This is a genomic window from Streptomyces dengpaensis, from assembly GCF_002946835.1.
Lineage (GTDB): Bacteria > Actinomycetota > Actinomycetes > Streptomycetales > Streptomycetaceae > Streptomyces > Streptomyces dengpaensis.
Map to the genome: position 1 here is coordinate 1,945,293 of NZ_CP026652.1, position 25,420 is coordinate 1,970,712.

26 protein-coding genes and 3 pseudogenes are annotated in these 25,420 nt (G+C 69.7%); 21 read left to right on the forward strand and 8 right to left on the reverse strand.

The window, feature by feature from the left end; all coding sequences use genetic code 11:
• Nucleotides 1–253: 253 nt before the first annotated feature.
• Nucleotides 254–1,579, forward strand: a complete 1,326-nt coding sequence (locus C4B68_RS08940) for a GAF domain-containing protein (RefSeq protein WP_373682169.1) — start codon at nucleotides 254–256, stop codon at nucleotides 1,577–1,579.
• A 454-nt stretch (nucleotides 1,580–2,033) separates the two neighbouring features.
• On the opposite strand, the gene C4B68_RS08945 is transcribed toward C4B68_RS08940, so the two are convergent.
• Together C4B68_RS08945 and C4B68_RS41295 are read right to left on the reverse strand one after the other, a co-directional pair.
• Nucleotides 2,034–2,603 carry a hypothetical protein gene (locus tag C4B68_RS08945; protein WP_099498852.1) on the reverse strand — a complete coding sequence of 190 codons (570 nt, stop codon included), beginning with the start codon at nucleotides 2,601–2,603 and terminating at the stop codon, nucleotides 2,034–2,036.
• A 218-nt stretch (nucleotides 2,604–2,821) separates the two neighbouring features.
• Nucleotides 2,822–3,094, reverse strand: coding sequence for a hypothetical protein (locus tag C4B68_RS41295; protein ID WP_143674228.1), 273 nt, complete (start codon nucleotides 3,092–3,094; stop codon nucleotides 2,822–2,824).
• Here C4B68_RS41295 and C4B68_RS08950 point away from each other — a divergent pair.
• A complete protein-coding gene (locus C4B68_RS08950; protein ID WP_099498853.1) occupies nucleotides 3,069–3,443 on the forward strand; it encodes a recombinase family protein in 375 nt (124 codons plus the stop codon). The two genes, C4B68_RS41295 and C4B68_RS08950, sit on opposite strands and share 26 nt — an antisense overlap.
• On the opposite strand, the gene C4B68_RS08955 is transcribed toward C4B68_RS08950, so the two are convergent.
• Entirely contained in the window at nucleotides 3,393–3,692 is a 300-nt protein-coding gene (locus C4B68_RS08955; RefSeq protein ID WP_240634263.1) for a hypothetical protein, read from the reverse strand. The two genes, C4B68_RS08950 and C4B68_RS08955, sit on opposite strands and share 51 nt — an antisense overlap.
• On the opposite strand from C4B68_RS08955, the gene C4B68_RS08960 reads away from it, so the two are divergent.
• Together C4B68_RS08960 and C4B68_RS08965 are read left to right on the forward strand one after the other, a co-directional pair.
• Entirely contained in the window at nucleotides 3,585–4,352 is a 768-nt protein-coding gene (locus C4B68_RS08960) for a DUF6879 family protein (protein WP_099499043.1), read from the forward strand. The genes C4B68_RS08955 and C4B68_RS08960 overlap by 108 nt on opposite strands.
• Before the next feature lie 9 nt (nucleotides 4,353–4,361).
• A complete protein-coding gene (locus C4B68_RS08965; protein ID WP_099498854.1) occupies nucleotides 4,362–5,213 on the forward strand; it encodes a helix-turn-helix domain-containing protein in 852 nt (283 codons plus the stop codon).
• A 192-nt stretch (nucleotides 5,214–5,405) separates the two neighbouring features.
• On the opposite strand, the pseudogene C4B68_RS08970 reads toward C4B68_RS08965, so the two are convergent.
• Nucleotides 5,406–5,618, reverse strand: a pseudogene (locus C4B68_RS08970) (helix-turn-helix domain-containing protein); the annotation flags it as partial.
• A gap of 320 nt (nucleotides 5,619–5,938) precedes the next feature.
• On the opposite strand from C4B68_RS08970, the gene C4B68_RS08975 reads away from it, so the two are divergent.
• The 13 genes from C4B68_RS08975 to C4B68_RS09035 all read left to right on the forward strand — a co-directional run bounded on the left by C4B68_RS08975 (nucleotide 5,939) and on the right by C4B68_RS09035 (nucleotide 17,863).
• On the forward strand, nucleotides 5,939–7,360 hold the full coding sequence (locus C4B68_RS08975; protein WP_099498855.1) for a hypothetical protein: 1,422 nt from the start codon (nucleotides 5,939–5,941) through the stop codon (nucleotides 7,358–7,360).
• A 61-nt stretch (nucleotides 7,361–7,421) separates the two neighbouring features.
• Complete coding sequence (locus tag C4B68_RS08980; RefSeq protein ID WP_099498856.1) at nucleotides 7,422–7,994, forward strand: GNAT family N-acetyltransferase; 573 nt, start codon at nucleotides 7,422–7,424, stop codon at nucleotides 7,992–7,994.
• 325 nt (nucleotides 7,995–8,319) lie between these two features.
• A complete protein-coding gene (locus C4B68_RS44380) occupies nucleotides 8,320–8,403 on the forward strand; it encodes a putative leader peptide (RefSeq protein ID WP_309486338.1) in 84 nt (27 codons plus the stop codon).
• Between the two features lie 157 nt (nucleotides 8,404–8,560).
• Nucleotides 8,561–10,255 carry a nitrite/sulfite reductase gene (locus C4B68_RS08985; RefSeq protein ID WP_099498857.1) on the forward strand — a complete coding sequence of 565 codons (1,695 nt, stop codon included), beginning with the start codon at nucleotides 8,561–8,563 and terminating at the stop codon, nucleotides 10,253–10,255.
• Entirely contained in the window at nucleotides 10,252–10,431 is a 180-nt protein-coding gene (locus C4B68_RS08990) for a hypothetical protein (protein ID WP_099498858.1), read from the forward strand. The genes C4B68_RS08985 and C4B68_RS08990 overlap by 4 nt, the downstream gene beginning before the upstream one ends.
• A complete protein-coding gene (locus tag C4B68_RS08995) occupies nucleotides 10,428–11,138 on the forward strand; it encodes a phosphoadenylyl-sulfate reductase (protein ID WP_099498859.1) in 711 nt (236 codons plus the stop codon). Before C4B68_RS08990 ends, C4B68_RS08995 begins: the two co-directional genes overlap by 4 nt.
• On the forward strand, nucleotides 11,135–11,707 hold the full coding sequence (cysC, locus tag C4B68_RS09000; protein WP_099498860.1) for an adenylyl-sulfate kinase: 573 nt from the start codon (nucleotides 11,135–11,137) through the stop codon (nucleotides 11,705–11,707). The genes C4B68_RS08995 and cysC overlap by 4 nt, the downstream gene beginning before the upstream one ends.
• Nucleotides 11,704–12,642 carry a sulfate adenylyltransferase subunit CysD gene (gene cysD / locus C4B68_RS09005; RefSeq protein WP_099498861.1) on the forward strand — a complete coding sequence of 313 codons (939 nt, stop codon included), beginning with the start codon at nucleotides 11,704–11,706 and terminating at the stop codon, nucleotides 12,640–12,642. The genes cysC and cysD overlap by 4 nt, the downstream gene beginning before the upstream one ends.
• Before the next feature lie 2 nt (nucleotides 12,643–12,644).
• Nucleotides 12,645–14,000, forward strand: a complete 1,356-nt coding sequence (locus C4B68_RS09010) for a sulfate adenylyltransferase subunit 1 (RefSeq protein ID WP_099498862.1) — start codon at nucleotides 12,645–12,647, stop codon at nucleotides 13,998–14,000.
• 258 nt (nucleotides 14,001–14,258) lie between these two features.
• On the forward strand, nucleotides 14,259–15,368 hold the full coding sequence (locus tag C4B68_RS09020; RefSeq protein WP_099498864.1) for an aliphatic sulfonate ABC transporter substrate-binding protein: 1,110 nt from the start codon (nucleotides 14,259–14,261) through the stop codon (nucleotides 15,366–15,368).
• Between the two features lie 36 nt (nucleotides 15,369–15,404).
• A complete protein-coding gene (locus C4B68_RS09025; protein ID WP_099498865.1) occupies nucleotides 15,405–16,193 on the forward strand; it encodes an ABC transporter ATP-binding protein in 789 nt (262 codons plus the stop codon).
• Complete coding sequence (locus C4B68_RS09030) at nucleotides 16,180–17,082, forward strand: ABC transporter permease (protein ID WP_099498866.1); 903 nt, start codon at nucleotides 16,180–16,182, stop codon at nucleotides 17,080–17,082. The genes C4B68_RS09025 and C4B68_RS09030 overlap by 14 nt, the downstream gene beginning before the upstream one ends.
• A gap of 7 nt (nucleotides 17,083–17,089) precedes the next feature.
• Nucleotides 17,090–17,863 carry a sirohydrochlorin chelatase gene (locus C4B68_RS09035; protein ID WP_099498867.1) on the forward strand — a complete coding sequence of 258 codons (774 nt, stop codon included), beginning with the start codon at nucleotides 17,090–17,092 and terminating at the stop codon, nucleotides 17,861–17,863.
• Nucleotides 17,864–18,002: 139 nt separating this feature from the next.
• Here the strand turns inward: C4B68_RS09035 and C4B68_RS09040 are convergent, their stop codons facing one another.
• From C4B68_RS09040 to C4B68_RS09050, 3 genes and pseudogenes are all read right to left on the reverse strand, one after another.
• The gene (locus C4B68_RS09040; RefSeq protein ID WP_099498868.1) at nucleotides 18,003–18,620 is read right to left on the reverse strand and encodes a mycothiol-dependent nitroreductase Rv2466c family protein; all 618 of its coding nucleotides are present in this window, start codon (nucleotides 18,618–18,620) and stop codon (nucleotides 18,003–18,005) included.
• Between the two features lie 55 nt (nucleotides 18,621–18,675).
• Nucleotides 18,676–18,840 (reverse strand): annotated as a pseudogene (locus C4B68_RS09045) (TIGR03086 family metal-binding protein); the annotation flags it as partial.
• 74 nt (nucleotides 18,841–18,914) lie between these two features.
• Nucleotides 18,915–19,463: a DUF1697 domain-containing protein gene (locus C4B68_RS09050; protein ID WP_099498869.1), complete on the reverse strand. Its 549-nt coding sequence runs from the start codon at nucleotides 19,461–19,463 to the stop codon at nucleotides 18,915–18,917.
• A 548-nt stretch (nucleotides 19,464–20,011) separates the two neighbouring features.
• Here C4B68_RS09050 and C4B68_RS09055 point away from each other — a divergent pair.
• Nucleotides 20,012–22,276 carry an MMPL family transporter gene (locus tag C4B68_RS09055; RefSeq protein ID WP_099498870.1) on the forward strand — a complete coding sequence of 755 codons (2,265 nt, stop codon included), beginning with the start codon at nucleotides 20,012–20,014 and terminating at the stop codon, nucleotides 22,274–22,276.
• A 139-nt stretch (nucleotides 22,277–22,415) separates the two neighbouring features.
• Here the strand turns inward: C4B68_RS09055 and C4B68_RS09060 are convergent.
• Nucleotides 22,416–22,715: pseudogene (locus tag C4B68_RS09060) on the reverse strand (nucleotide disphospho-sugar-binding domain-containing protein); the annotation flags it as partial.
• Between the two features lie 209 nt (nucleotides 22,716–22,924).
• Between C4B68_RS09060 and C4B68_RS09065 the strand changes: the two are divergent.
• From C4B68_RS09065 to C4B68_RS09075, 3 genes are all read left to right on the forward strand, one after another.
• On the forward strand, nucleotides 22,925–23,788 hold the full coding sequence (locus C4B68_RS09065; RefSeq protein WP_099498871.1) for a phosphotransferase enzyme family protein: 864 nt from the start codon (nucleotides 22,925–22,927) through the stop codon (nucleotides 23,786–23,788).
• Nucleotides 23,789–23,897: 109 nt separating this feature from the next.
• The gene (locus C4B68_RS09070) at nucleotides 23,898–24,923 is read left to right on the forward strand and encodes an AraC-like ligand-binding domain-containing protein (protein WP_099498872.1); all 1,026 of its coding nucleotides are present in this window, start codon (nucleotides 23,898–23,900) and stop codon (nucleotides 24,921–24,923) included.
• Nucleotides 24,924–24,990: 67 nt separating this feature from the next.
• The gene (locus C4B68_RS09075) at nucleotides 24,991–25,404 is read left to right on the forward strand and encodes a peptidase inhibitor family I36 protein (protein WP_143674230.1); all 414 of its coding nucleotides are present in this window, start codon (nucleotides 24,991–24,993) and stop codon (nucleotides 25,402–25,404) included.
• Nucleotides 25,405–25,420 lie beyond the last annotated feature (16 nt).

Here is a 25,420-nt window from a genome sequence, read left to right on the forward strand (position 1 = left end):
ACGGCACCACCCCCGCCTTGTGGCCCCGTATCAAGGAGCACGGACGCCGCACAGGCGACGTCGGTGTCAGTTTCGTTGAACCTTGTGACCGTTGGCGAGAGTTGCAGACCGTTGCATGCCTTTCCTCAGGGCTCGTATGCCTTTCCTTCAGGCTCCTTGGGCGAACTCCCCGCGTCCTCGGCCGAGAGCAGGCACGATGTGGGGTGACGGCGGCGTCACGGTTCGTAAGCGGTACTGGTTTCGGGGGTGCCCTGTGAAGATCACATCGTCCAACCCCGCCCGTTCCGCTCCGCCGGACGCGTCTGAAAAAACGGTCCGGCACGTCCAGGAGACAACGGTCCGGCACCTCCAGGAAACCTGGGCCGCGGCGCTCAGAGGCGAACACTCCCCGATCGCACCGCGGCCTGTCATCGGTCAGTCATGGCAAAGGGTGAAACGTTTCGGCCTCGATCCCGAACAAAGTACGGACAGCGTGCTGTTGCAGACGGACGAACTCGAACATCGCCGTACCTCCACCGCGCTCGCCGACGTCATGCCGACCCTCAGCGGCGGGCTGGGAGCGGTCGCCGACGCGTCGCTGCAGATCATGGTGGTCACGGACGCGGAGGGCCGGGTGCTGTGGCGCGAGGGCAACCCGGGGGTGCTGCGCCGGGCCGACACCATCTGTCTGGAGGAGGGCGCCGCCTGGAGCGAGGACACCACCGGCACCAACGCGATCGGTACCGCACTGACGGCGGGCACAGCCGTCCAAGTCCACTCCGCCGAGCACTTCGTGCGCACGCTGCACGACTGGACCTGCGCCGCCGCGCCGGTGCACGATCCCCGCGACGGGCGGCTGCTCGGCATCATCGATGTGAGCGGGCCGGACAGCACCTTCCATCCGGCGACGCTGGCCCTGGTCGACTCGGTGTCCCGGCTTGCCGAGAGCGAACTGCGCAACCGGCATCTGGCGGCCGTCGAGCGGCTGCGCGCGGTGGCCGCGCCCCTCCTGTGCCGGATCGGCGGCAAGGCGCTGGTGGTGGACACGCACGGCTGGCTCGCGGCGGTCACCGGGATGCCGCCCGTCGACCGGGTCCCGCTGCCCAACTCCCTCGGCGCGGGCCACGTCTGGCTGCCGTCCCTGGGGATGTGCGTCGCGGAGCCGATGCCCGGCGGGTGGCTGCTGCGGGTCGAGGCCGACACTCCGGGGTGCGTGAGCCGTCTGGTGCTCGACCTCAGCGAGCCCCGGCGGCCGTGCGCCACCGTGGCGGGTGCGGCGGGCAGTTGGGCCCAGGATCTGAGCCCGCGGCACGCCGAGCTGCTGTACCTGCTCGCCGTGCACCGCGAGGGGCGCAGCGCGGCGCAGCTCGCGGTGGACCTGTTCGACGACCCGACCCGCACGGTGACCGTCCGTGCCGAACTGTCCCGCGTACGGCGCCGCCTCACGGGTCTCCTCGACCACCGGCCGTACCGCTTCCGCGAGGAGGTCGAGGTGGAAGTTCTGCTGCCGGACGATCCGCTGGACCTGTTGCCGCACTCGACGGCGCCGGCGGTGTTGGGGGCGCGGGTGGGTGGGGCGTCGGGGCCGGGGGGGTCGTGAGGCGACGGGTCGCAGGGTTTTCGCCCCCTGCGCCCCTACCCTCCCCCACTCTCGGCTTCTCGAAATTTTCTTGGGAGTGCACACTCGAAAGTGAGTTTGCCGACCGGGGGGCCATGACGATCAAAGCCGTCGAGACACTGCGAGGGCGCGAGATCCTGCGCGTCTCGCAGGACAAGTGGGATCGAATCTGTGACGGGAGGTGCTTGCCCGTACCGCGTGGTGCTGTTCTACCTGATCAGCGCCACGCGGCATGAAGAGTGGTCCAGCGTGTAACGGCTCGTCTCGCGCCGTCCGCTCACGAATCGCTCACGCACCATAGCTGGTTCCTGATGCCTGACCAGCAGGTTCATGCGATGACCGCTTCGGCGGTGATGCGGGACGGCCGCCTGACAAGGGGAACAGCGCGGGGCGGGCCGCGGCCCGCCCCGTCGCCGGCTCCGAAAACCCCAGGGCGTCAGTCGAAACAGCCGACCTTCGCCCCGTCCGTCTCGGAGCCGACCTCTATCTCGAATCCGGATCCCAAGTCGAACTCCGGCCCGGCGTCGTAGTCGTACTCAAACTTCAGATCGCGGGCCGTGGTGAACTGCACGGACAGCAGGAGGGCGTCGCCGTCCCCGCCTTTGGTAAAGCACAGTCCCGCCGTTGTTTCGGGGGTGTCCGGGTCTGAAGGGTCGTGCTGCAGGCGCCAGCCGTCCGCCTTGGCGGTGGTGCGGTAGAAGTCCACGACCTCCTGCCGGGAGCCGGGGAAGGCGTAGACGCGCGCGGCGTACAGCCAGGCGTCGCCGGTGTCGTCGATGCAGCGCGAGTCAACCGAGTCGAGCCCCCTCAGGGCGGTCGCCCCCTCGGGGGTGGAGTTCAGGATCGACTGGGAGCGCAGGTCCTTCAGCCGCACCGCGGTGTCGTCACAGGTGTTGAACGGGGACAGCGCGGAGCAGCTGGTCAGGCCGGCGGTCATCAGGGCGGTGGCCAGGAGCAGTGTGACGGGCAGTGCGGTCGGCCGGGCGGGGCGCGTCGGCAGCGGCATGGGGGCTCCCGGAGGTTGTGGAGGGGTCGGAGGCTGGGGGTGGCGGGTTCGGAGGGGTGAATCAGGAGGAGCTCGGGGACCGGACGACGCGAGGGTGCGAAGGAGGAACCGGTGGTGGTACGCGGGTGCCGGGGCACGCCCTCGAAAGGGCCTGCCCCGGCACCCGTCGGCCAGGTCAGCGGGTCAGCGGACGCAAGAGTCCCATGACCGCTGTGGGATCACTTCTTCAGGTACCCGTGGCTGTAGAGCCAGCTGCCGGCGGAGTACAGGTACTGGAACAGGTAGCCGCGGCTGTTGTAGTAGTTCATCCAGTACCGGTTGTAACTGCTGCCGACGAAGTTGCGCGCCACCCGGTTGTTGTACTGGTCCTTCCGGGAATCGCGGCTTGTCTGCCCGTACTCGTGGGCGTCACCGAGCCGCTTGGCGGCACGCCGGCCGAAGAAGTAGGTCAGCGCGGCCTGCCAGATGAAGAGCGGAGTCGAGCGCAGCAACGAGGAGCAGCACGAGGCGAACGTCAAGGCTCTCGCGGAGTACCGCGTCCCGATCACGCTGACCGGCGAATCCTACAAGGAGGTTGGCTCCGCGTCCGATTACGCACACAAGACCCGCGACGGCTTCGGCCCGCTCATAGCTGATCTCCACTCGAGCGAGTTCGGCGCCGACGTCCTCGTGATGTGGGAGAAGTCCCGAGCCTCGCGCCAGCCGCGCGAATGGACCGCCGTTGCCGACGCGTGCCGGGCCCGGGGCGTGAAGATCTTCATCACGACGGGCCGTCTAGTTGAGGCGATGCTACTGCGCTGCCGCCTGCGCGACCCAGATGCGCGTCATGATCTGGAGTAGGACAGGGTCGATCAGCTCCACGTCGTCGGCATGCTCGCGGTGCGCCCACACCGTCCAGCCCGGCCCGGAGTTGCCGAGCTCGTGCATGACGATCACGCCGTCGGCGGGGTCGGTGCTCAGACCATCGCAGGCGCGGCACACGTGCAGGGCCCGGCTCATGACGCATCGCCCCGGCGGCCGTGGCAGGCTGGCGAGGGCGGCTGCCCGTCCGTGCACGAGGACGTAGACAGCGGCGAGATCATCGTTCACGGGCCGTCGCTCAGCGACCCCGAGGACATCGCGCAGCTCCGGCACTTGTCCGAAGGAGAGGTGGCGATCGTTGTACCTCGCGAACTGATCGTGGACTGGGGGCCCAAGGACGTGACTCGCGACGCGAGCATCATCGACCTGGACGCGTTCGGACAGCTCTTCGAGCGGTTCGAGCACACCGCCTGGCGGCTGGAGACCCGGCGCCGGTACGCGTCCGACGAGGCGACCGACACGTGGGCGCAGTTCGTCCAGGGCGAGGCTCCGACGTGGGACCTGAGGACTCCGTGGTCCGTGACGATCCGCGAGAAGACCGCAGGTGGCGCACGAGTCGGACGCGTGCGCCTGGTCGACGACCCCGCCACTCAGGGACAGCGCTACCTGCTCGCGTACGCCGAGAAGAACACCGCCCTGGGCGAGGACATCCGCAACCTCTCGCGTGCCGAGGCTGATCGCCTGCGTCTCCCCGCCGAAGACTTCTGGATCTTCGACTCCCGGCTGGTGGCGCTCCTCAACTTCACCGACGATGACGAACTGGTCGACGTCGAGCTGATCACCGAACCGGCTGAGGTGATCAGGTACGCCATGGTCCGGGATGCGGCCATCCACCACGCTGTCCCGTACGAGGAGTTCGCGGCCGACATGAGCACCAGGGAGCAGTGAGTCGAACCGGTGAGCACCGACTTCCAGCAGGCGCGCGCGGCGCTCGGTGAGCGTCTGCGAGAGCTGCGCGAGTCCGCCCCCGGCGATCGACTCACCGGCACGATCCTGGCCCAGCGGCTGGGCTGGCCCCAGTCGAAGATCAGCAAGCTGGAGAACGGCAAGCAGACGGCCACGGCTGACGAGCTCCGGGCCTGGGCCGAGGCCACCGGCCAGCCGGAGGCGGACGGGGAACTCCTCGCCCGCCTCCGGGGACTGGAGTCCCACGTCCGCAGTTGGCGGCGCCAGCTCGCCTCGGGTCACAAGGCCGTCCAGGACGCGCACAACGCGGCGCAGGCTCAGGCGGCGGTCCTCCATGCGTGGGAGTCGTCGTGGATCGTCGGCGTGCTCCAGACGCCCGACTATGCGCGGGCGATTCTCAGTCGATTCACCGAACTGCACGGCTCGGTACGGGACATCGAGGAGGCCGTGCGCTCCCGCATGAAGCGTCAGGAGTGCCTCTACAGCGCGGGCCGGAAGTACCACATCCTCCTCTGGGAGCCCGTACTGAGCGCGCTGATCTGCCCGCCCTCGGTGCTCGCCGCACAGCTCGACCGGCTCTCCGGCGTGATCGGCCTGGACACCGTCGAGCTCGGGATCGTGCCCATCGGCGCGTCTCTGAAGATCCCGCCCGGCGGAGGCTTCTGGATCTACGACGACCAACAGGTCGTCGTAGAGAACTGGCACGCCGAGATCTGGCTCGACGACACGGACAACGTCGCAACCCACTTCAAGGTCTGGCGCACCCTGCGGGAGTCGGCCGTCTTCGGGACGGACGCCCAGAACCTGATCAGCCGTGCGCGCCGGGCCCTCGACGTCACCTAGGGCGCTTCTGATGGCTCTTGGTCGGGCGTGGGACTGATCGTCGGCGCAACGCGAGCCACCTCGTGATGCGCTGACTGCCCCTCCGGGCACGCCAGTGACAGCCATCGGACGGTTTCAAGAGCCGTCAGAAGCGCCCTAAACCCGACTCGGGTCGGGCCTGACCTCTGACACGTGCACGCTGAGGCACGTCGGGCCCAGCCAGGCCCGTGAAGCGGTCTGCTTCGCGGCGGTGATCAGCTTCTTGGACAAATCGCCGGCCCTCGGGAATGGCTCGCCCGCTCTGCGGGCGTCCTCGCGAGCACGCACCGCGTCGTTGAAGACGACGCGGGCGCACCCGAACGCCTTGGCCAGTGCGGTGCGTTGGCCGGAATCCGGGTACAGGCGGAAGCTGTACCGAAGCTGCATGACGGCCACGATACATACGCGGGTTATAGGTGAAATGCAGAAGATCAGAACGGGTCGGCACTGTCTTTTCGTGATGCAGGACCACTTGGCCTTGTCCCTGATCAGCCCGCGGCTCCAGCGACATCCTTCTCGGCCCTCCCACCCGCGACCACAACAACCAGGGTGGACCAACGACACAGACCCTGCTCGAATCACGCTTTCCTCAGCAGAGTCCTGAAGCCCGATGCACATCCCGATAGCATGCCCTCACAGGCCACCCCACCCGCCTCTCCGTCAACGCCCGGGGTGTGAGGGGCAGTTGGCCTTCGTCGGGAGGACGTATGAAGCACCGCGGCAGGCACCGTCGTCGCAGGAGGGGACAGGCGCTGCGCGCCACGCTGGCGGGCACCGCTCTCGCTCTCACCGCGGCCGCCACGCTGATCAGCACCTCCCAGGCCACGGCCGACGGCAGTCCGGGCGGACTGACCCCGGTCACGTCGGCGGCCGCGACCGCCAAGCTGCGGCTCCACGAGAACCTGGTCGCGCGGGACACCCTCGACACGCTCACCAGGAGGATGGGCGGGAACGTCGGCGTCGACGGCGTCCTCCAGAGCGCCGATCGCTCGATGCGCGACCGGGCCGAGTGCTCCACCGCCGAGCGGGCCGCGCTGCCGGTCGAGCCGACGGCCACGCGCGCGTACTGCTGGGACGGCGGCGACGCGCGGACCCGGCAGTGGCAGCCGCGGTCGGTCACCACCTCCGGCGACGCCGACGACGACGGCCAGTGGGGCGAACACCGGGTGATCCTGGCCGGCTGGACGCACCACGGCAGCCGGGTCGCCGCCGACCGCCAAGCCGTCGCCGACCACCAAGCCGTGGCCGACCGCCACGCCGCCGACGACCGCCAGGCCGCCGTGCCGGCGCGCGACAAAGGCCTGGCCCGGATCGCCGTCGTCGACGCGACCGACCCGGCGGCCCTCACGTACCGCTGGGTTCTGCTCGTCGCCCCGCGCGACGGCGGCAAGGACTTCACGGCGGTCCGCTCAGGCCTGGGCGGCATGGTCTGGTACCAGGACAAGCTGATCGTCACCGCCGCGCACGGCGCGGGCCTGCTCGTCTTCGACATGCACCGCATCCTGCGGGCCGACGTGAACAGCGCCGCCGTCGGCAGGACGGGCGACGGCTACTCGGCGGACGGCTACCAGTACGTGCTCCCGGCCATCGGCTCGTACGCCGTACCCGGCGGCACATGTACGGCGGACAGCTTCACGGCGGTGCCCTGTTTCGGCTCGCTCTCCCTGGACCGTACGACCGTGCCGGACAGCCTGGTCGCCACCGAACCGCCCGGCCGCGACAGGGACCGGGCCCGTGTCTGGCGGTACTCCTACAGCACCGCCGCCCACCGCACGGGCCTGCTCGCCGGCTCCCAGGGGTACGTCGCCGCGGTCGAGGCCTACGAGACCAAGGCCGCGGGAGCGTCCGGCGTGCTCTCCCACACGCCCATCGGCGCGCGCGAGGCCCAGTGGTACGTCGGCCACGCGTCGGACGGCCCCACCCCGCGCGGCGTCCTGTGGCGGCAGACCGACGGCGGCGCCAAGGCGGCCACCTGCACCGCGGACCAGTCGCACGCCTGCTGGGGCCTGCACGCCCGGTCGCTCTCCTACTGGCAGGAGACGGGCGAGCTGTGGACGCTGACGAGCCCGGCTGAGCAGCGGCTGCTCTACGCCGTTCCGCTGTCCTCTGTCGACGACTCGCTGGAGTGAGCGCCCGGCTGGAGGAAACCGCTTTTGGAGCGGCACCCGCCTCCGTGGTTCCCTGGCCGGCATGAGCAACGTCACTGTGACCACCTGGTCCCTGGAGCAGACGGCCCCGGCCGACCTGCTCCCCGCGATCGCGCCCGGCGGCGACGTCCGGATCGTACGGTCCGAGGTCCCCTCGCCCGAGTTCAGCCGCTTCCTGTACGCGTCGGTCGGCGGGGACATCCGCTGGACGGACCGGCTCGGCTGGACGTACGCGCAGTGGCAGGAGGCCCTGGACAGGCCGGGGGTGGAGACCTGGGTCGCGTACGACAGGGGGACGCCTGCGGGTTATGTCGAGCTCGACCCGCAGGACGACGGTGTCGTGGAGATCGTCCACTTCGGACTGATCCCCGCCTTCCGGGGACGCCGGATCGGCGGGCACCTCCTCACGTACGGTGCCGCGCGCGCCTGGGACCTGGCCGAGCGCTGGCCGGGGCGGGCCGAGACCAAGCGCGTCTGGCTGCATACCTGCAGCAAGGACGGCGAGCACGCGATGGACAACTACCAGCGGCGCGGCTTCAAGCTCTTCGACACCAAGGTCGAGGAGGAGCCGGACGCCGCCACTCCGGGGCCCTGGCCGGGGGCGCGGGCGGTCTGACCTGCTTGCGCGGGTGGTCGGACCTGCTTGTGAAGGCGGTTTGACCCGCTTGCGCGGGCGGTCGGACCTGCTTGTGAAGGCGGTTTGACCCGCTTGCGCGGGCGGTCGGACCTGCTTGCGCAGAGGGTCTGACCTGCTTGCGCAGAGGGTCTGACCTGCTTGCGCAGAGGGTCTGACCTGCTTGCGCCGGGGCGCAGGCCCGTTTCGGCGCCGCCGGAGGCCCGGCCGTGTGACCGACGACACCTGGTCTCGTGATGCGGGACAAGGGTGTCCACATATTGGATAACGGTGGACTGGCCCGAGATCCGCGTGACACGCTTCCGTCATGTCTGGAACTGGAATTGCCTTGGTGAGTCGGCGGCACGTCGACCTCGGCCGCATGTCCAGCGCCATCTGTCCGGCGAGCTGACGCACCCATAAGTGGCCTCCGGCCACGGGCCCAGCGCCGACTTTTTCCCTTTCGCGCCCCTTGCGCAGTGACGCGCCCATACCTCCGTATGCGCCCGTACGTGCAGGTCAGAGCCGCTGAACAGACCAGTCCCGCAGTCTCGAAGGACGTAGCAACCATGGCCGCCACCCCGCAGAACTCCGCCGCCACGCCCCGCCGCAAGGTGAGTCGTCACCGCGGCGAGGGTCAGTGGGCCGTAGGTCACTTCACCCCGCTCAACGGCAACGAACAGTTCAAGAAGGACGACGACGGTCTCAATGTGCGGACACGCATTGAGACGATCTACTCCAAGCGGGGCTTCGACTCGATCGACCCCAACGACCTTCGCGGACGTATGCGGTGGTGGGGCCTTTACACCCAGCGCAAGCCCGGGATCGACGGCGGCAAGACCGCGATCCTGGAGCCGGAGGAGCTGGACGACAAGTACTTCATGCTGCGCGTCCGCATCGACGGCGGCCGGCTGACCACACAGCAGCTGCGCGTCATCGGCGAGATCTCGCAGGAGTTCGCGCGCGGCACCGCCGACCTGACAGACCGGCAGAACGTCCAGTACCACTGGATCCGCATCGAGGACGTCCCGGAGATCTGGGACCGCCTGGAGGCCGTGGGCCTGTCCACGACCGAGGCCTGTGGTGACACGCCCCGCGTCATCCTCGGCTCGCCCGTCGCCGGGATCGCCGAGGACGAGATCATCGACGGAACGCCCGCGATCGAGGAGATCCACCGCCGGATCATCGGCAACAAGGACTTCTCGAACCTGCCGCGCAAGTTCAAGTCCGCGATCTCCGGCTCGCCGCTCCTCGACGTGGCGCACGAGATCAACGACATCGCGTTCGTCGGCGTGAACCACCCGGAGCACGGCCCGGGCTTCGACCTCTGGGTCGGCGGCGGCCTCTCCACCAACCCCAAGATCGGCCAGCGGCTCGGTGCCTGGGTCCCGCTCGACGAGGTCCCGGACGTCTACACGGGCGTCATCTCGATCTTCCGCGACTACGGCTACCGGCGCCTGCGCACCCGGGCCCGGCTGAAGTTCCTGGTCGCCGACTGGGGTGTCGAGAAGTTCCGCCAGGTCCTGGAGGACGAGTACCTGCAGCGGAAGCTCGTCGACGGCCCCGCGCCCGACCAGCCGGTCGCCCGCTGGCGCGACCACGTCGGTGTGCACCGGCAGCAGGACGGCCGCTACTACGTCGGCTTCGCCCCGCGCGTCGGCCGCGTCGACGGCGCGACCCTCACGAAGATCGCCGAGCTGGCCGAGGCACACGGCTCGGGCCGCCTGCGCACCACCGTCGAGCAGAAGATGATCGTCCTCGATGTGGACGAGTCGCGGATCGACTCGCTCGTCGAGGGCCTGGAGGCGCTCGACCTGACGGTCAGGCCCTCTCCGTTCCGGCGCGGCACCATGGCCTGCACCGGCATCGAGTACTGCAAGCTCGCGATCGTCGAGACCAAGGCGCGTGGTGCTTCCCTGATCGACGAACTCGAGCGCCGCATCCCCGAGTTCGACGAGCCCATCACCATCAACATCAACGGCTGCCCGAACGCCTGCGCCCGTATCCAGGTCGCGGACATCGGTCTCAAGGGCCAGCTGGTCCTCAACGACCAGGGCGAGCAGGTCGAGGGCTTCCAGGTGCACCTGGGCGGCGCGCTCGGCCTGGAGGCCGGGTTCGGCCGCAAGGTCCGTGGCCTGAAGGTCACTTCGGAGGAGCTGCCCGACTACGTCGAGCGGGTCCTCAAGCGCTTCCAGGAGGAGCGCGAGGACGGCGAACGCTTCGCCACCTGGGCCGCCCGCGCCTCCGAGGAGGCCCTGTCATGAGTGAGCGTGCCGCCCCGTTCTACTGCCCCTACTGCGGCGACGAGGACCTCCGTCCGAGCGAGCAGGGCCACGGCGCGTGGGAGTGCGCGGCGTGCAACCGAGCCTTTCAGCTGAAGTTCCTCGGGCTGCTCGCCCGTGGGGTTCAGCGCAACGAAGGTGGAGGGGACGGGATATGACGGCGACTCAGGAAGAGCGTACGAGCGAGGACTTGAAGCGCCTCGCCGAGCAGGCGGGGCGCGACCTCGAAGACGCCTCCGCCCTGGAGATCCTCCAGTGGGCGGCCGACACCTTCGGCAAGAAGTTCTGCGTGACCTCCTCCATGGAGGACGCGGTGGTCGCCCACCTCGCGTCCCGCGCGTTCCCGGGAGTCGACGTCGTCTTCCTCGACACCGGCTACCACTTCCCCGAAACCATCGGCACCCGGGACGCGGTCGAGGCCGTGATGGACGTCAACGTCATCACGCTCACCCCGCGCCAGACGGTGGCCGAGCAGGACGCGGAGTACGGGCCCCGGCTGCATGACCGCGACCCCGACCTGTGCTGCGCGCTGCGCAAGGTCAAGCCCCTCGAAGAGGGCCTGACCCACTACGACGCGTGGGCGACCGGACTGCGCCGCGACGAGTCCCCGACCCGGGCGAACACCCCGGTCGTCGGCTGGGACGAGAAGCGCCAGAAGGTCAAGATCTCGCCGATCGCCCGCTGGACGCAGGACGACGTGGACACGTACGTCGCCGAACACGGAGTCCTCACCAACCCGCTGCTGACGGACGGTTACCCCTCCGTCGGCTGCGCGCCCTGCACCCGCCGGGTCCTGGAGGGCGAGGACGCCCGCGCCGGCCGCTGGGCGGGACGTGCCAAGACCGAGTGCGGGCTGCACGGATGACCACGACCACCGAGATGTCCCAGGAGCAGCAAGTGACGACCGGAGCCACCGTCTGGCTCACGGGTCTGCCGAGTGCCGGCAAGACCACCATCGCGCACGAGCTGGCCGGCCGGCTGCGCGAGGAGGGCCACCGCGTCGAGGTCCTCGACGGCGACGAGATCCGCGAGTTCCTCTCGTCGGGCCTCGGCTTCTCCCGCGAGGACCGCTTCACGAACGTACAGCGCATCGGCTTCCTCGCCGAGCTGCTCGCGCGCAACGGCGTCAAGACGCTCGTCCCGGTGATCGCGCCGTACACGGACAGCCGTGAGGCGGTCCGCAAGCGCCACCAGACCGGCGGCACCCCGTACCTGGAGGTGCACGTGGCAACCCCGGTCGAGGTCTGCTCCGTACGCGATGTGAAGGGGCTGTACGCCAAGCAGGCCGCGGGCGAGATCTCGGGGCTCACCGGCGTCGACGACCCCTACGAGGAGCCCGAGTCGCCCGATCTGCGCATCGAGTCGCACACCCAGACCGTGCAGGAGTCCGCGGCGGCGCTGCATGCGCTGCTCACCGAAAGGGGTCTCGCATGACGACCGTCGCCAGTGTTTCCGAGGAGACGGACGGCGGGCCGTACGCGCTGTCGCACCTGGACGCCCTCGAGTCCGAGGCCGTCCATATCTTCCGCGAGGTGGCGGGCGAGTTCGAGCGGCCGGTGATCCTCTTCTCCGGCGGCAAGGACTCCATCGTCATGCTGCATCTGGCGCTGAAGGCGTTCGCCCCCGCGTCGATCCCCTTCTCGCTGCTGCATGTGGATACCGGACACAACTTCCCCGAGGTTCTTGAGTACCGGGACCGTGTGGTCGCCGCACATGGGCTGCGCCTCCATGTGGCCTCCGTACAGAACTACATCGATCGCGGTGTCCTCAAGGAGCGTCCGGACGGCACCCGTAACCCGCTGCAGACCGTGCCGCTGACCGAGAAGATCCAGTCCGAGCGGTTCGACGCCGTCTTCGGCGGCGGGCGCCGGGACGAGGAGAAGGCCCGGGCGAAGGAGCGCGTCTTCTCGCTGCGCGACGAGTTCTCGCAGTGGGACCCGCGCCGCCAGCGCCCCGAGCTGTGGCAGCTCTACAACGGCCGGCACGCACCCGGCGAGCACGTCCGCGTGTTCCCGCTGTCCAACTGGACCGAGCTGGACGTGTGGCAGTACATCGCCCGCGAGGGCATCGAGCTGCCCGAGATCTACTTCGCGCATGACCGTGAGGTCTTCCAGCGGTCCGGCATGTGGCTGACCGCCGGTGAGTGGGGCGGCCCCAAGGACGGCGAGGTCGTCGAGAAGCGGCTCGTCCGCTACCGGACCGTCGGCGACATGTCCTGCACGGGCGCCGTCGACTCCGACGCGACCACGCTGGACGCCGTGATCGCCGAGATCGCCGCCTCCCGGCTCACCGAGCGCGGCGCCACCCGCGCCGACGACAAGCTCTCCGAGGCCGCGATGGAAGACCGTAAGCGCGAGGGGTACTTCTAGCCATGACCAGCACCACCGAACCCACCGAGCCGCTGTCGGTCGAGCAGCTGTCGGCGACCACGCTGCTGCGGTTCGCCACCGCGGGCTCCGTCGACGACGGCAAGTCCACGCTGGTCGGCCGTCTGCTGCACGACTCCAAGTCGGTTCTGACCGACCAGCTGGAGGCCGTGGAGCGCGTCTCGGCCAGCCGTGGCCAGGACGCCCCCGACCTCGCGCTGCTCACCGACGGCCTGCGCGCCGAGCGCGAGCAGGGCATCACGATCGACGTGGCGTACCGCTACTTCGCGACCGCGCGCCGCCGGTTCATCCTGGCCGACACCCCAGGTCATGTGCAGTACACCCGGAACATGGTCACCGGCGCCTCGACCGCCGACCTGGCCGTCGTCCTCGTGGACGCGCGCAACGGCGTCATCGAGCAGACCCGCCGCCATGCCGCCGTCGCCGCGCTGCTGCGCGTCCCGCACGTCGTCCTCGCCGTCAACAAGATGGACCTGGTCGACTACAAGGAGTCCGTCTTCGCCGCGATCGCCGAAGAGTTCACGGCGTACGCCTCCGAGCTGGGCGTCCCCGAGATCACCGCGATCCCGATCTCGGCGCTCGCCGGTGACAACGTGGTGGAAGCCTCCGCCCACATGGACTGGTACGGCGGCCCGACGGTCCTGGAGCACCTGGAGACCGTGCCGGTCAGCCACGACCTGGCGCACTGCCACGCGCGGCTGCCCGTGCAGTACGTGATCCGCCCGCAGACCGCCGAGCACCCCGACTACCGGGGGTACGCCGGTCAGATCGCGGCGGGTACGTTCCGCGTCGGCGAGAGCGTGACCGTGCTGCCGTCCGGGCGTACCTCGAAGGTCGCCGGGATCGATCTGCTGGGCAAGTCCGTCGACGTCGTGTGGACCCCGCAGTCGGTGACCCTCCTGCTGGAGGACGACATCGACATCTCGCGCGGTGACCTGATCGTGCCGAGCAAGGACGCGCCCCCGACCACCCAGGACGTCGAGGCGACCGTGTGCCATGTGGCCGACGCGCCTCTGGTCGTGGGTCACCGTGTGCTGCTCAAGCACGGCACCCGCACGGTCAAGGCGATCGTCAAAGACATCCCGTCCCGGCTGACGCTGGACGACCTCTCCCTGCACCCGCACCCGGGCCGGCTGGTCGCCAACGACATCGGCCGCGTCGTGATCCGTACCGCCGAGCCGCTGCCGCTCGACTCGTACGCCGACTCCCGGCGCACCGGCGCCTTCATCCTCATCGACCCGGCCGACGGGACCACGCTCACCGCGGGCATGGTCGGTGAGTCCTTCGCGGCGCCGCAGCCGGTCAAGGACGCGGCCGAGGACGACGGGTGGGACTTCTGACATGACCCCCACCGACATCTACTCCACGTTCGCGAAGGAGGGCGGCCGCGTCGGCAGCGGCGACCTCGGCAGCGGGCAGGGCGGGGTGGCGCGATGTGCGTGACGCCCCTGGCGGGGAGGGGGCACGCGCCCGGCTTGCGCGCCCACACGCCCCACCGCGCCCTCACCCGCCACCGCCTGCGCAAGCGAAAACCTGCCGACCTCCCGGCCACGACCTGAGAGATCGTGACCGCCGGGCCAACGAGAGGAACACCTCCCGTGCCTGTCATCCGCTCCATCGCCGCACGCCGCGGCCTCGCCGTCATAGCCGCGCTCCCCCTTCTCGCCCTCGCCGCCTGCGGCTACGGCTCCGACGCGAAGGACGACACGAAGACGAAGGTCGCCGCCGGGGCGGAGAAGATCGACGGTCTCGACTCCGTGAAGATCGGCTACTTCGGCAACCTCACCCACGCGACCGCGCTGGTAGGCCGCCAGGAGGGCCTCTTCCAGAAGGAACTGGGTGCCACGAAGGCCGAATACGCCACCTTCAACGCCGGCCCCTCCGAGATCGAGGCGCTGAACTCGGGCTCCATCGACATCGGCTGGATCGGCCCGTCGCCGGCGATCAACGGCTTCACCAAGTCCGAGGGCAAGAGCCTGCGCATCATCGGCGGTTCGGCGTCCGGCGGTGTGAAGCTCGTGGTCGACCCGAAGAAGATCAAGTCCCTGAAGGACGTCAAGGGCAAGAGGATCGCGACCCCGCAGCTCGGCAACACGCAGGACGTCGCGTTCCTCAACTGGATCGCGGACCAGGGCTGGAAGGTCGACGCTCAGAGCGGCAAGGGCGACGTCTCGGTGGTCCGTACGGACAACAAGATCACCCCGGACGCCTACAAGTCCGGCTCCGTCGACGGCGCCTGGGTGCCGGAGCCGACCGCGTCCAAGCTGGTCGCCGAGGGCGGCAAGGTGCTGCTGGACGAGGCGTCGCTGTGGCCCGACGAGAAGTTCGTGATCACGAACATCATCGTGTCGCAGTCGTTCCTCAAGGAGCACCCGAAGGTCGTCGAGGCCGTACTGAAGGGCTCGGTCGAGACCAACAAGTGGATCAACGCCAACCCGGACGAGGCGAAGGCCGCCGCCAACCGGCAGCTGGAGACGGACTCGGGCAAGGCACTCCCGGCCGAGGTCATCGACCCGGCCTGGAAGTCCATCCAGTTCACCGATGACCCGCTGGCCTCGACGCTCAACACCGAGGCCGACCATGCCGTGAAGGCCGGTCTCCTGGAGAAGCCCGACCTGACGGGCATCTACGACCTCACGCTCCTGAACAAGGTCCTCGCAGCCGAGGGCGACAGCACGGTCGACGACGCCGGTCTCGGCGTCAAGTAAGCGCGGATCCCGCCACGTTCCCAGGAGGTGACGACCATGGCCACGACTCTCGCCAAGGCCGCCGACAGCGCCGAAGCGGTCGACTACGCCGCCCGGATCGAGCATGTCTCGAAGTCCTTCGCCGGACCGGCGGGGCAGCAGCTCGTCCTCGACGACATCAGCATCGATGTGGCGCCGGGCGAGTTCGTCACCCTCCTGGGGGCTTCGGGCTGCGGCAAGTCGACGCTGCTGAACCTGGTGGCAGGGCTCGACGAGCCCTCCGCCGGCAGCATCGCGACCAACGGGCGCCCCGCTCTGATGTTCCAGGAGCACGCGCTCTTCCCGTGGCTGACCGCGGGCAAGAACATCGAACTCGCCCTGAAGCTCAGGGGAGTTCCGAAGCCGGAGCGCCGCGACCGGGCCGAGGAGCTGCTCGCACTCGTACGGCTGAAGGGCGCGTACGGCAAGCGGGTGCACGAGCTGTCCGGCGGTATGCGCCAGCGCGTGGCGCTGGCCCGCGCGCTCGCTCAGGACAGCCAGATCCTGCTGATGGACGAGCCGTTCGCGGCGCTGGACGCGATCACCCGGGACATGCTGCACGACGAGCTGACCCGGATCTGGAGCGAGACCGGGCTCTCCGTCCTCTTCGTCACGCACAACGTGCGCGAGGCGGTGCGGCTCGCACAGCGCGTGATCCTGCTGTCCTCCCGCCCGGGACGCATCGCGCGCGAGTGGGTCGTGGACATCCCGCAGCCGCGCCGCATCGAGGACGCCCCCGTGGCGGAACTGTCCATCGAGATCACCGAAGAACTGCGTGGGGAGATCCGCCGCCATGGCCAGCACTGAGACGAAGGCCGACGCCGCCGTCAAGGACCACGACGAGCTGCGCGGTCTGGAGGCGGGCCTCGACGCCCTCGAGTCCTCCGACACCGGCCGCCGGTCCTTCGCGCTGACCTTCAAGCAGAAGGTGCTGCCGCCGCTCACCGCGTTCGCCGTGGTGCTCGTGGTCTGGCAGGCGCTGATCTCGTTCGGCATCGTCGACGACCCGACCGTGCTGCCTTCGCCGGCCGACGTGTGGGGCGAGGTCAAGAACGCCTGGCTGCAGGGCACGCTGCTCGACTACATCTGGACGAGCGTCTCGCGCGGCCTGCTCGGCTTCCTGTTCGCGCTGCTGATCGGCACCCCGCTGGGTCTGCTGGTGGCCCGCGTGAAGTTCGTACGCGCCGCGATCGGCCCGATCCTCTCCGGCCTCCAGTCCCTGCCGTCCGTCGCATGGGTCCCGCCGGCCGTGATCTGGCTGGGTCTGAACAACTCGATGATGTACGCCGTGATCCTGCTCGGCGCCGTCCCGTCGATCGCCAACGGCCTGGTGTCGGGTGTCGACCAGGTGCCGCCGCTGTTCGTGCGGGCAGGCCGCACGATGGGCGCGACGGGCCTGCGCGGGACCTGGCACATCGTGATGCCGGCCGCGCTGCCCGGTTACCTGGCCGGTCTGAAGCAGGGCTGGGCCTTCTCCTGGCGTTCCCTGATGGCGGCGGAGATCATCGCCTCCTCCCCCGACCTGGGCGTGGGGCTCGGCCAGTTGCTGGAGAACGGCCGCAACACCAGCTCCATGTCGATGGTCTTCCTCGCCATCTTCCTGATCCTGTTCGTCGGCATCGCCATCGACCTGCTCATCTTCAGCCCGGTGGAGCGGTGGGTGCTGCGCAGCCGCGGTCTCCTGGTGAAGAGTTGAGACAGTCATGAGCAAGCCGGTCCGCCCCGCCCGCGCCGTACGCCCCGTACGCCCCGTCCTCGTCGTGATCGCCCACGGCAGCCGCGATCCGCGCCATGCCGCGACGGTGCATGCCCTGGTGCGACGGGTCCGGGCCGAGCGCCCCGGCCTGCGCGTGGAGACCGGCTTCCTGGACTTCAACATCCCCTCGGTGCAGGGGGTGCTGGAGTCCCTGGCGGCAGAGGGCGTACGCGACGTGGTCGCCCTGCCCCTGCTGCTGACCCGCGCCTTCCACGCGAAGGCGGACATCCCGGCGGTCCTGCGGGAGGCACCGTCGCGGCTGCGCATCCGCCAGGCGCAGGTGCTGGGCCCGTCGCCGCTCCTGCTGCGGTCCCTCGAACGACGTTTGTACGAGGCGGGCCTGACTCCCGCCGACAAGTCCTCGACCGGGGTCGTCCTGGCCTCGGCGGGGTCCACCGACCCGGAGGCGATCGCAGTGATCGCAGCAATCGCGCGGGAGTGGCGGCACACCGGCTGGTGCGCCGTGCGGCCTGCGTTCGCCTCCGCATCCCTCCCGCGCACCGAGGACGCGGTACGCGAACTGCGCGCCCTCGGCTGCGAGCGGGTCGCCGTCGCCCCGTACGTCCTGGCCCCCGGCTTCCTGCCGGACCGCATCGCGCGGGGCGCCGCCGAAGCGGACGTACTGGCCGACGTCCTCGGCCCGGCGCCGGAGGTGGCGCGGCTGCTGCTGGAACGGTACGACGAGGCGCGGGTACCGGCACTGGCGGCTGTGGGCGCGTAGCAGAAGGCAGAATTTCAGCCCCTCCGGCGTTTGAGGAGCGGGGTCTGGGGCGCTGCATCCATCAGCGGCTCCGCCGCGGGCCCAGGTACGGGACGGGTAGGAGCAAAGGGGCGAAAAAACTCGGAGGCCGCACCGGCGTTCAGCCGAAGGAAAGCCCTCCCGTCCTGCTCCGCTTGAGTTCGAAGAAGTCCGGGTGGGCGGCGAGGACGCGGAAGCTGTCGAAGAGTTCGGCAGCCTTCTTGCCGCGGGGGATGGCGCGGAGCACGGGGCCGAACCACACGGTTCCGTCGACATGGATGGTCGGGGTACCCACATAGGCTTCGGAGTCTCGCTCCTTGCCCGCGTCATGGCTCCGGCGCACCGCCTCGTCGTACGAGGAGTCGTGGGCCGCTTGGGCCAGTTCGGCGGGGAGTCCGAGTTCTGCGAGGGAGTCGGCGATCACGGCGTCGAAGTCCTTGGCCTCGCGCTCGTGGATGCGGGTGCCGAAGGCCGTATAGAGGTCGCGCAGCACCTTCTCGCCGTGCTGCTCGGCGGCGGCCACCGCGACCCGGACGGGGCCGATGGACTTGTCGACCAATTCCCGGTACCAGTCGGGGAGTTCGTTGCCGATGTTGTGCAGGTACAGGCTCATCGCGTGGAAGCGGAGGTCGAGTGGGCGTTCGCGCTCGACCTCCAGCATCCAGCGGGAGGTGATCCAGGCGAAGGGGCAGGCGGGGTCGAAGTAGAAGTCGACGCGGGTGGGCGACGTGTTCGTCATGCCGTCGAGGCTAGGCAGCCAATGGCACAGGGACACGGTCCAATTCCGCGCCGTGTCACTGGTCCACTTCGGCCCGGGACAGGCGCGGATCCCGGCCGCTGTGGGCGAGGGCGCGCTCGAACGCGGGTGCGTCGTCGGGCACGGGTACCGGGTCCGCGAAGCCGTCGTACCGGCGGTACAGGTCGCCGTGGGTGTCGACCACGTCCAGGACGAGCCGGGCGTGCCGCGGTTGAGGGACTGCCAGGAGGAGCCGGCGGCGCGTTCGGAGCCGTCGACTCGACGCCGGCGTTGCGCTCAGGCGCCGGTCAACTCCTCCAGTTTGACGACGGTGTTCCAGTTGCGGGTGGTGGCCAGGATGCCCTTCAGCAGGCGCGGCTTCGACAGGGTGTCCGCCAGCTTGGAGCGGCCGAGGCCGTCGGGGGCGTACAGGTACAGGGCGCGGTCGCCGAGGCGGAACTCCTCCGGCAGGAAGGCCACTTGGTCGACGGAGGCGAAGCGCTCGGCGTCGACGGGGCCGGAGAAGTACGTGACGTGCAGCTGCCTGGCCTCCAGTTCGGCGGCGGGGAACGGGCATGCCTCGCGTACGGCCTTCAGGTAGGCGTGGTCGCGCACCAGCACACCGACGGTGAAGCCGAAGCACTTGTCCAGGGCCTGGGCGAGTTCCGCCGCGAGGGTTTCCTCGTCGCCGTGGTCGCTGCCGAACACGGCGTTGCCGCTCTGCAGATACGTCTGTACGCCGCCGTACCCGAGCCCCTCCATGAGGGTGCGCAGCTCGGCCATCGGTACCTTCTTGCTGCCGCCCACGTTGATCCCGCGCAGCAGCGCTGCGTACGTCGTCGTCATCGGGACACCTTAAGGCGGCCGTCGTGCCCCGTGGGGGTGGGCACGACGGCCGCGCCCGCGCCGGGAGTTACCGGCGGGTTGGCACGAAACCCTGGCCGATCGGCGCACGCAGATCAACACCTACATGAAGCTGTGACTTAATCAACAACCCTTCGAAATAACAAAGAGGGCTCCGCCCGACAGATCGGACACGCCCGTCGGACACGACGGTCGGACACGACGGTCGGACACGACGGTCGGACACGACGGTCGGACACGACGGTCGGACACGACGGTCGGACACGACGGTCGGACACGACGGTCGGACACGACGGTCGGACAGCCGTCATCGAACACGCCGTTCACCCTGACCCGCGTCCCCGAGAAGTCCCTTTACGTGTAAGGGGCTTCCATCCTCCCCAGTGCGGAGGCCCCGGAGTCCGCGGGGAGGACACAGGCCCTCGGGGGTTCACCAGGCAGCACGACGAGACGTTCTTATCCGGCCCATACCTTCATAACGAAAGGTGGCGGCAGGGGGCTGCCACCGCACACAAGGGGGCAGGCCCGTCATGGGGAACGGAGATACACGGGTGCGGGGCATTGCCGCCCGGGCCGGCGGCTGGAGCGCCCGGCACCGATGGGCGGCCGTCGGAATCTGGGTGCTGTTCGTCGTCCTGGCGATGGGGCTCGGCTCGGCCGCGGGCACGGTCGAGGTCAAGGAGAGCGACCAGCTGGGGGGCGAGACCCACACCGCCGCGAAGATCATCGAGGATGCCGGCATCGAGGAACCGGCCAGTGAGACCGTCCTCGTCCAGGCCAAGGACGGCAGCGCGAAGGCGACGGACGCGGAGTTCCGCGGGGCCGTCGCCGCGGTGATCAAGGCGGTCGAGGACACCGGCAAGGTCACGGACGTGACCTCGCCGTACGACACCGACACGATCTCGAAGGACGGCCGCAGCGCGCTCGTGCAGTTCGACATGCGCGGCGACTCGGAGACCGCGGGTGAGCGTGTCGAGCCCGTACTGAAGGCCGTCGAAGGCGTCCAGAAGGACCACTCCTCGCTGCGGATCGAGGAGATCGGCGGCGCCAGCATGATGAAGACGTTCGACGACGCGTTCGGCGACGACTTCCAGCAGGCCGAGTACTCCGCGGTGCCGGTGGCCCTGGGTATTCTGCTGATCGCCTTCGGCGCGCTGGTGGCGGCCCTGCTGCCGGTGGCGCTCGCGGTCACGGCGATCATGGCGACGATGGGCCTGATGGGGATCGTCAGCCATATCCAGCCGATGGACGACACCGCCAGCTCCGTGATGCTGCTGGTCGGTCTGGCCGTCGGTGTCGACTACTGCCTGTTCTATCTGCGGCGTGAGCGCGAGGAACGCGCGGCGGGCCGGGACCCGGAGACCGCGCTGCAGATCGCCGCGGCCACCAGCGGCCGTGCCGTGATCGTCTCCGGTGTCACGGTGTGCGTGGCGATGGCGGGCATGCTGTTCACCGGAATCTCCACGTTCGAGGCGATGGGCCTGGCCTCTCTGATGGTCGTCGCGGTCGCCATGGTCGGCTCGGTGACGGTGCTGCCGGCGCTGCTCTCGCTGCTCGGTGAGCGGGTGGAGAAGGGACGGATCCCGTTCCTGCACCGGGACAAGCGCCGCAAGAACGGCAACGGCCGTAGGAGCGACGACGGCAGCCGGTTCTGGAGCGCCGTCCTGAAGCCCGTGCTCGCCAAGCCCGGCGTCTCGCTCGTCGTCGCGGCCGGCGCGCTGCTGGCGGTCGCGGCACCCGCGCTCGGCATGAAGACGCAGAACCTCACCCTGGACCAGGAGTTCGGCGACTCCCTGCCGATCGTGGGCACGTACGAGCGCGTCAACGACGCCTTCCCGGGCGGCTCCGAGCCGGCCACGGTGGTCGTCAAGGCGCAGGACATCAACGCCGCCGACGTGCAGGCCGCGCTCGCCGACTTCCGTGACCAGGCGATCAGTTCGGGTGCCTCGCGCGGCCCGATCGACACCAAGACGCATTCCGCACAGAACGTCGCCTTCGTATACGTCCCGCTCGTCGGCGGCTCCGACCAGGACAAGGCCGGTCAGAGCCTGGACCTGCTGCGCGACAAGGTACGGCCCGACACACTCGGCAGGGTCGACGGCGTCGAGGCGCCGGTCACCGGACAGGTCGCGGGCAACAAGGACTTCAACGACCAGCTGGTCGGCTCGGTCGTCCCGGTCTTCGCGTTCGTCGTGGTCTTCGCCTTCCTGCTGATGCTGCTGTCGTTCCGCTCGCTGACGATCGCGATCACCTCGATCGCGCTCAACCTCCTTTCGGTGGCGGCGGCTTACGGCATCCTGGTCGCCGTGTTCCAGCACGGCTGGGGCGCGTCGCTGGTGGGCGCGGAGGGCGTGGGCGCCATCGTCGCCTGGCTGCCGTTGTTCCTCTTCGTGATCCTCTTCGGGCTCTCGATGGACTACCACGTCTTCGTGGTCTCGCGGATCCGTGAGGCGCGGCTGCGCGGCCGCGGCACCAAGGAGGCGATCCGGCACGGGGTGGTCACCACGGCCGGTGTCGTCACCAGCGCCGCGGTCATCATGGTCGCCGTCTTCGCGATCTTCGGGACGCTGTCCATGCAGTCCATGAAGCAGATGGGTGTGGGCCTGGCCGCCGCGGTGCTCATCGACGCGACCATCATCCGGGGTGTGCTCCTCCCCGCCGCGATGGCCCTGCTCGGCGAGCGCAACTGGTACCTGCCGAAGTGGCTGAACCGCCTGCCGGACCTCACGCACGACGAGGCACCGGAGGCCGTGGCGCCGCCGGTGGCCGTGGAGGGGGAGCGGGCGGGGGTGTAACTCCCGTAATTCCAGCCTCCTGTAATTCCCGCAAGATGAGGGCCTCTTGATTGCGCGAAGGGCCTGTTGGTTCCCCCGAGGAACCAACAGGCCCTTCGCCTGTGCGCCCTATGTTTCGTGCGCCTTGTGCGCCTACGTCCTACGCCTCCGCGGGCAGTTCGGCCTCGATGAGGTCGGCCGCCCGCCGGGTGCCGCCCTCCCGCACCATCTGTTCCCGGATCTCGTGCAGGCGGCGCGCCACCTCGGGATCGCCGGCGACCGCGAGGACCGCCTCGCGCAACGTGTCGGCGGCGGCCTCCTCCATCGGTACGTGACGGGCGACGCCGAGCGCCTGCAGCATGTCGGCGTTGCCGAACTGGTCGACGGCCTGCGGTACGGCGACCATCGGCGTGCCGGTGGCCAGCCCCTCCTGGCTGCCGCCGGCGCCCGCGTGTGTGACCCCTTTGCCTGGCTCGGTTGGCGTGTTCATGGTCGTGAAGGCCTCGCTGCACGTCTAGGGACCGCGCACAGGGCCCGACCTGTGCGAATGCGACACTGGCCGACGACAGGCCGCAGGCGAGAAGTCGGCGCGGCTGCGGACGACGCGCAGCCCGCACGAGGGCAGGACGACACGCGGCCCGCACCAGAACAGGACACGGAGGCGGACGGATGGACGAGGCACGGGCACGGGACGTACTGGCCGCGGCGGGGGTACTGCCCGGCCCGGCACGGGACGCGCGCCTGCTCGCCCTCGGCGAGAACGCGGTGTTCGCCGCCGGAGACCTGGTCGTCAAGGTGGGGCGTGACGCCGAACTCCTTGACCGGGCTCGGCGGGAACTGGACATCGCCGGGTGGCTGGCCGAGGCGGGCGTCCCGGCGGTGCGGGCGGCCGAGCCCAAGGCGCTGCTGGTGGACGGGCACCCGGTGACCGTGTGGCACCGGCTGCCCGATTCCGTACGGCCCGCGGACCCGCGGGATCTGGCCGAACTGCTGCGAATCGTCCACGCACTCCCTTCCCCCTCCTTCCAACTGCCGCGCCGCGAACTGCTGGACGGCGTGGAGCGCTGGCTGCGGCTCGCGGGCGAGGCGATCGATCCCGCGGACGCGGCGTATCTGCGTGAGCGCCGCGACGGCTTCGCGGCAGCCGCGGCCGCGCTGACGCCCCATCTGCCGCCGGGCCCGATCCACGGCGACGCGCTGCCCCGCAATGTGCACGTCGGCCCCGACGGCCCGTTCCTCGTCGACCTCGAGACCTTCTCCGCCGACCTGCGCGAGCACGACCTGGTGGTCATGGCCCTCTCCCGCGACCGCTACGGCCTGCCCGCCGAGGCCTACGCCTCCTTCACCGAGGCGTACGGCTGGGACGTGCGCGAGTGGGAGGGCTGCGCGGTCCTGCGCGGCGCCCGCGAGACGGCGAGCTGCGCCTGGGTGGCTCAGCACGCCCCGGCCAACCCCAAGGCCCTGACCGAGTTCCGGCGCAGGGTGGCGTCACTGCGGGACGGGGACGAGACGGTACGCTGGTATCCGTTCTGAGCTTGCGTGTTCCTCCCCCTTCCCGGCCCGAGCTGAAGCGTGGCAGCTTCGCTTCGCTGCACACGGCCCCGGCTCAACGGTGCAGCCTTCAGGGGAGGGTTGATCGACGATGATCACGGAGTTCCGTACAAGTGTCGTACCAGCCGTGGAGCGGTTCGACTACTGGCACGGCATGATGAACGACACGATGGTGCCCAACCGGCTGCGCAGCGACCACGCGCCGGACTTCCGGGCACAGTTGCGGCTGATGGACCTGGGAGCGGTCCAGGTGTCCGGACTGCGGTATCCGCCGCTGGAGACGTACCGCCCCGCGAAGCTGATCCGGCGGTCCGACCCCGAGAGCTATCAGCTGATGCTGAACCTGCGCGGTAGCCACAGGATCCTCCAGGGAGGTCACGACACCGCGGGCGCGGCCGGCGAGATGGTGCTCTACGACACCTCCCGACCCTGGCACGGCTGGGCGGAGGGGGCCGCCGGTAGCGCCATAAGCGGCATCATGGTGCAGGTTCCGCGGGCGCTGCTGCCGCTTCCGCAGGACGGTGTCCGCTCCCTCACTGCTGCGCGGCTGTCCGGCGGCACGGGTGTGGGCGGGCTGCTTGCCTGCTTCCTGAAGCAGCTGATCGGCCACGACGGCTCCTACACCCCGGCGGACGCCGTGCGTCTGACCACCGTCCTGGTCGATCTCCTGGCAGCCGTGTGCGCCCATCATCTGGAGGCGGAACGGCTGCTGCCCCTGGAGACCCAGCATCACACCCTGTTCCTGCGCGTCCGCGCCTTCATCGAGCACCATCTGGCCGACCCCGAGCTGACTCCGGCCGCGGTGGCCGCCGCCCACAACGTCTCTACCCGCCAGCTGTACCGCCTCTTCCAGACCCGGGGCCTCACGGTCGCCGGCTGGATACGCCGGCGCCGACTGGAGAACTGTCACCGCGACCTGGCCGACCCCCGCCACGACCACCGCCCCGTCCAGGCCGTCGCCGCCCGCTGGGGCCTGACCGACAAGGCGCACTTCAGCCGCCTGTTCCGCGCCGCCTACGGGATGCCGCCCGGCGACTACCGGCGCGTCGCACAGAACGCCGGCCGGGAAGGCACGGAACGGCAACCGGACGGCGCTCGCGATCAACCACGCCGCTAGCCCGGCCGCCGACACTCGGGAGGTCATCACATCGGCAGCAAGCTCACCTCCACAGAGAGGATCCACGGTGCGTCGAATCGCCATGTCCGTGCTCGCGACCGGAGCCCTTGTCGTCTCCGGTCTGGCTCTCGCCCCCTCGGCTCAGGCAGCCGTGACCGACTGTCCGAACGAGAGCGGCTACCTCTGCTTCTGGGTCAACGCCAACTACGGCGGCGCGATGGGGAAGGTGTCCGGCAACAACACCTACTGGGGCAACTTCACCGGCGGGTGCAACTCGACCCAGCGATGGAACGACTGTGCGTCGGCCATCCGCAACGAAGGGCTCAGCTGTGAGGCGGTGGTGTACGAGGCCGCGAACTACGGCGGATCCTCGTGGGTGATCAACCGGGACACCCAGGCCGCGGACCTGACCAAGTGGGGCAAGCCGAGCGGGGGCAACTGGAACGACGTCATCAGCTCCAACAACTGGTGGTGCGGGTAAGGGCTGAGGACATGCG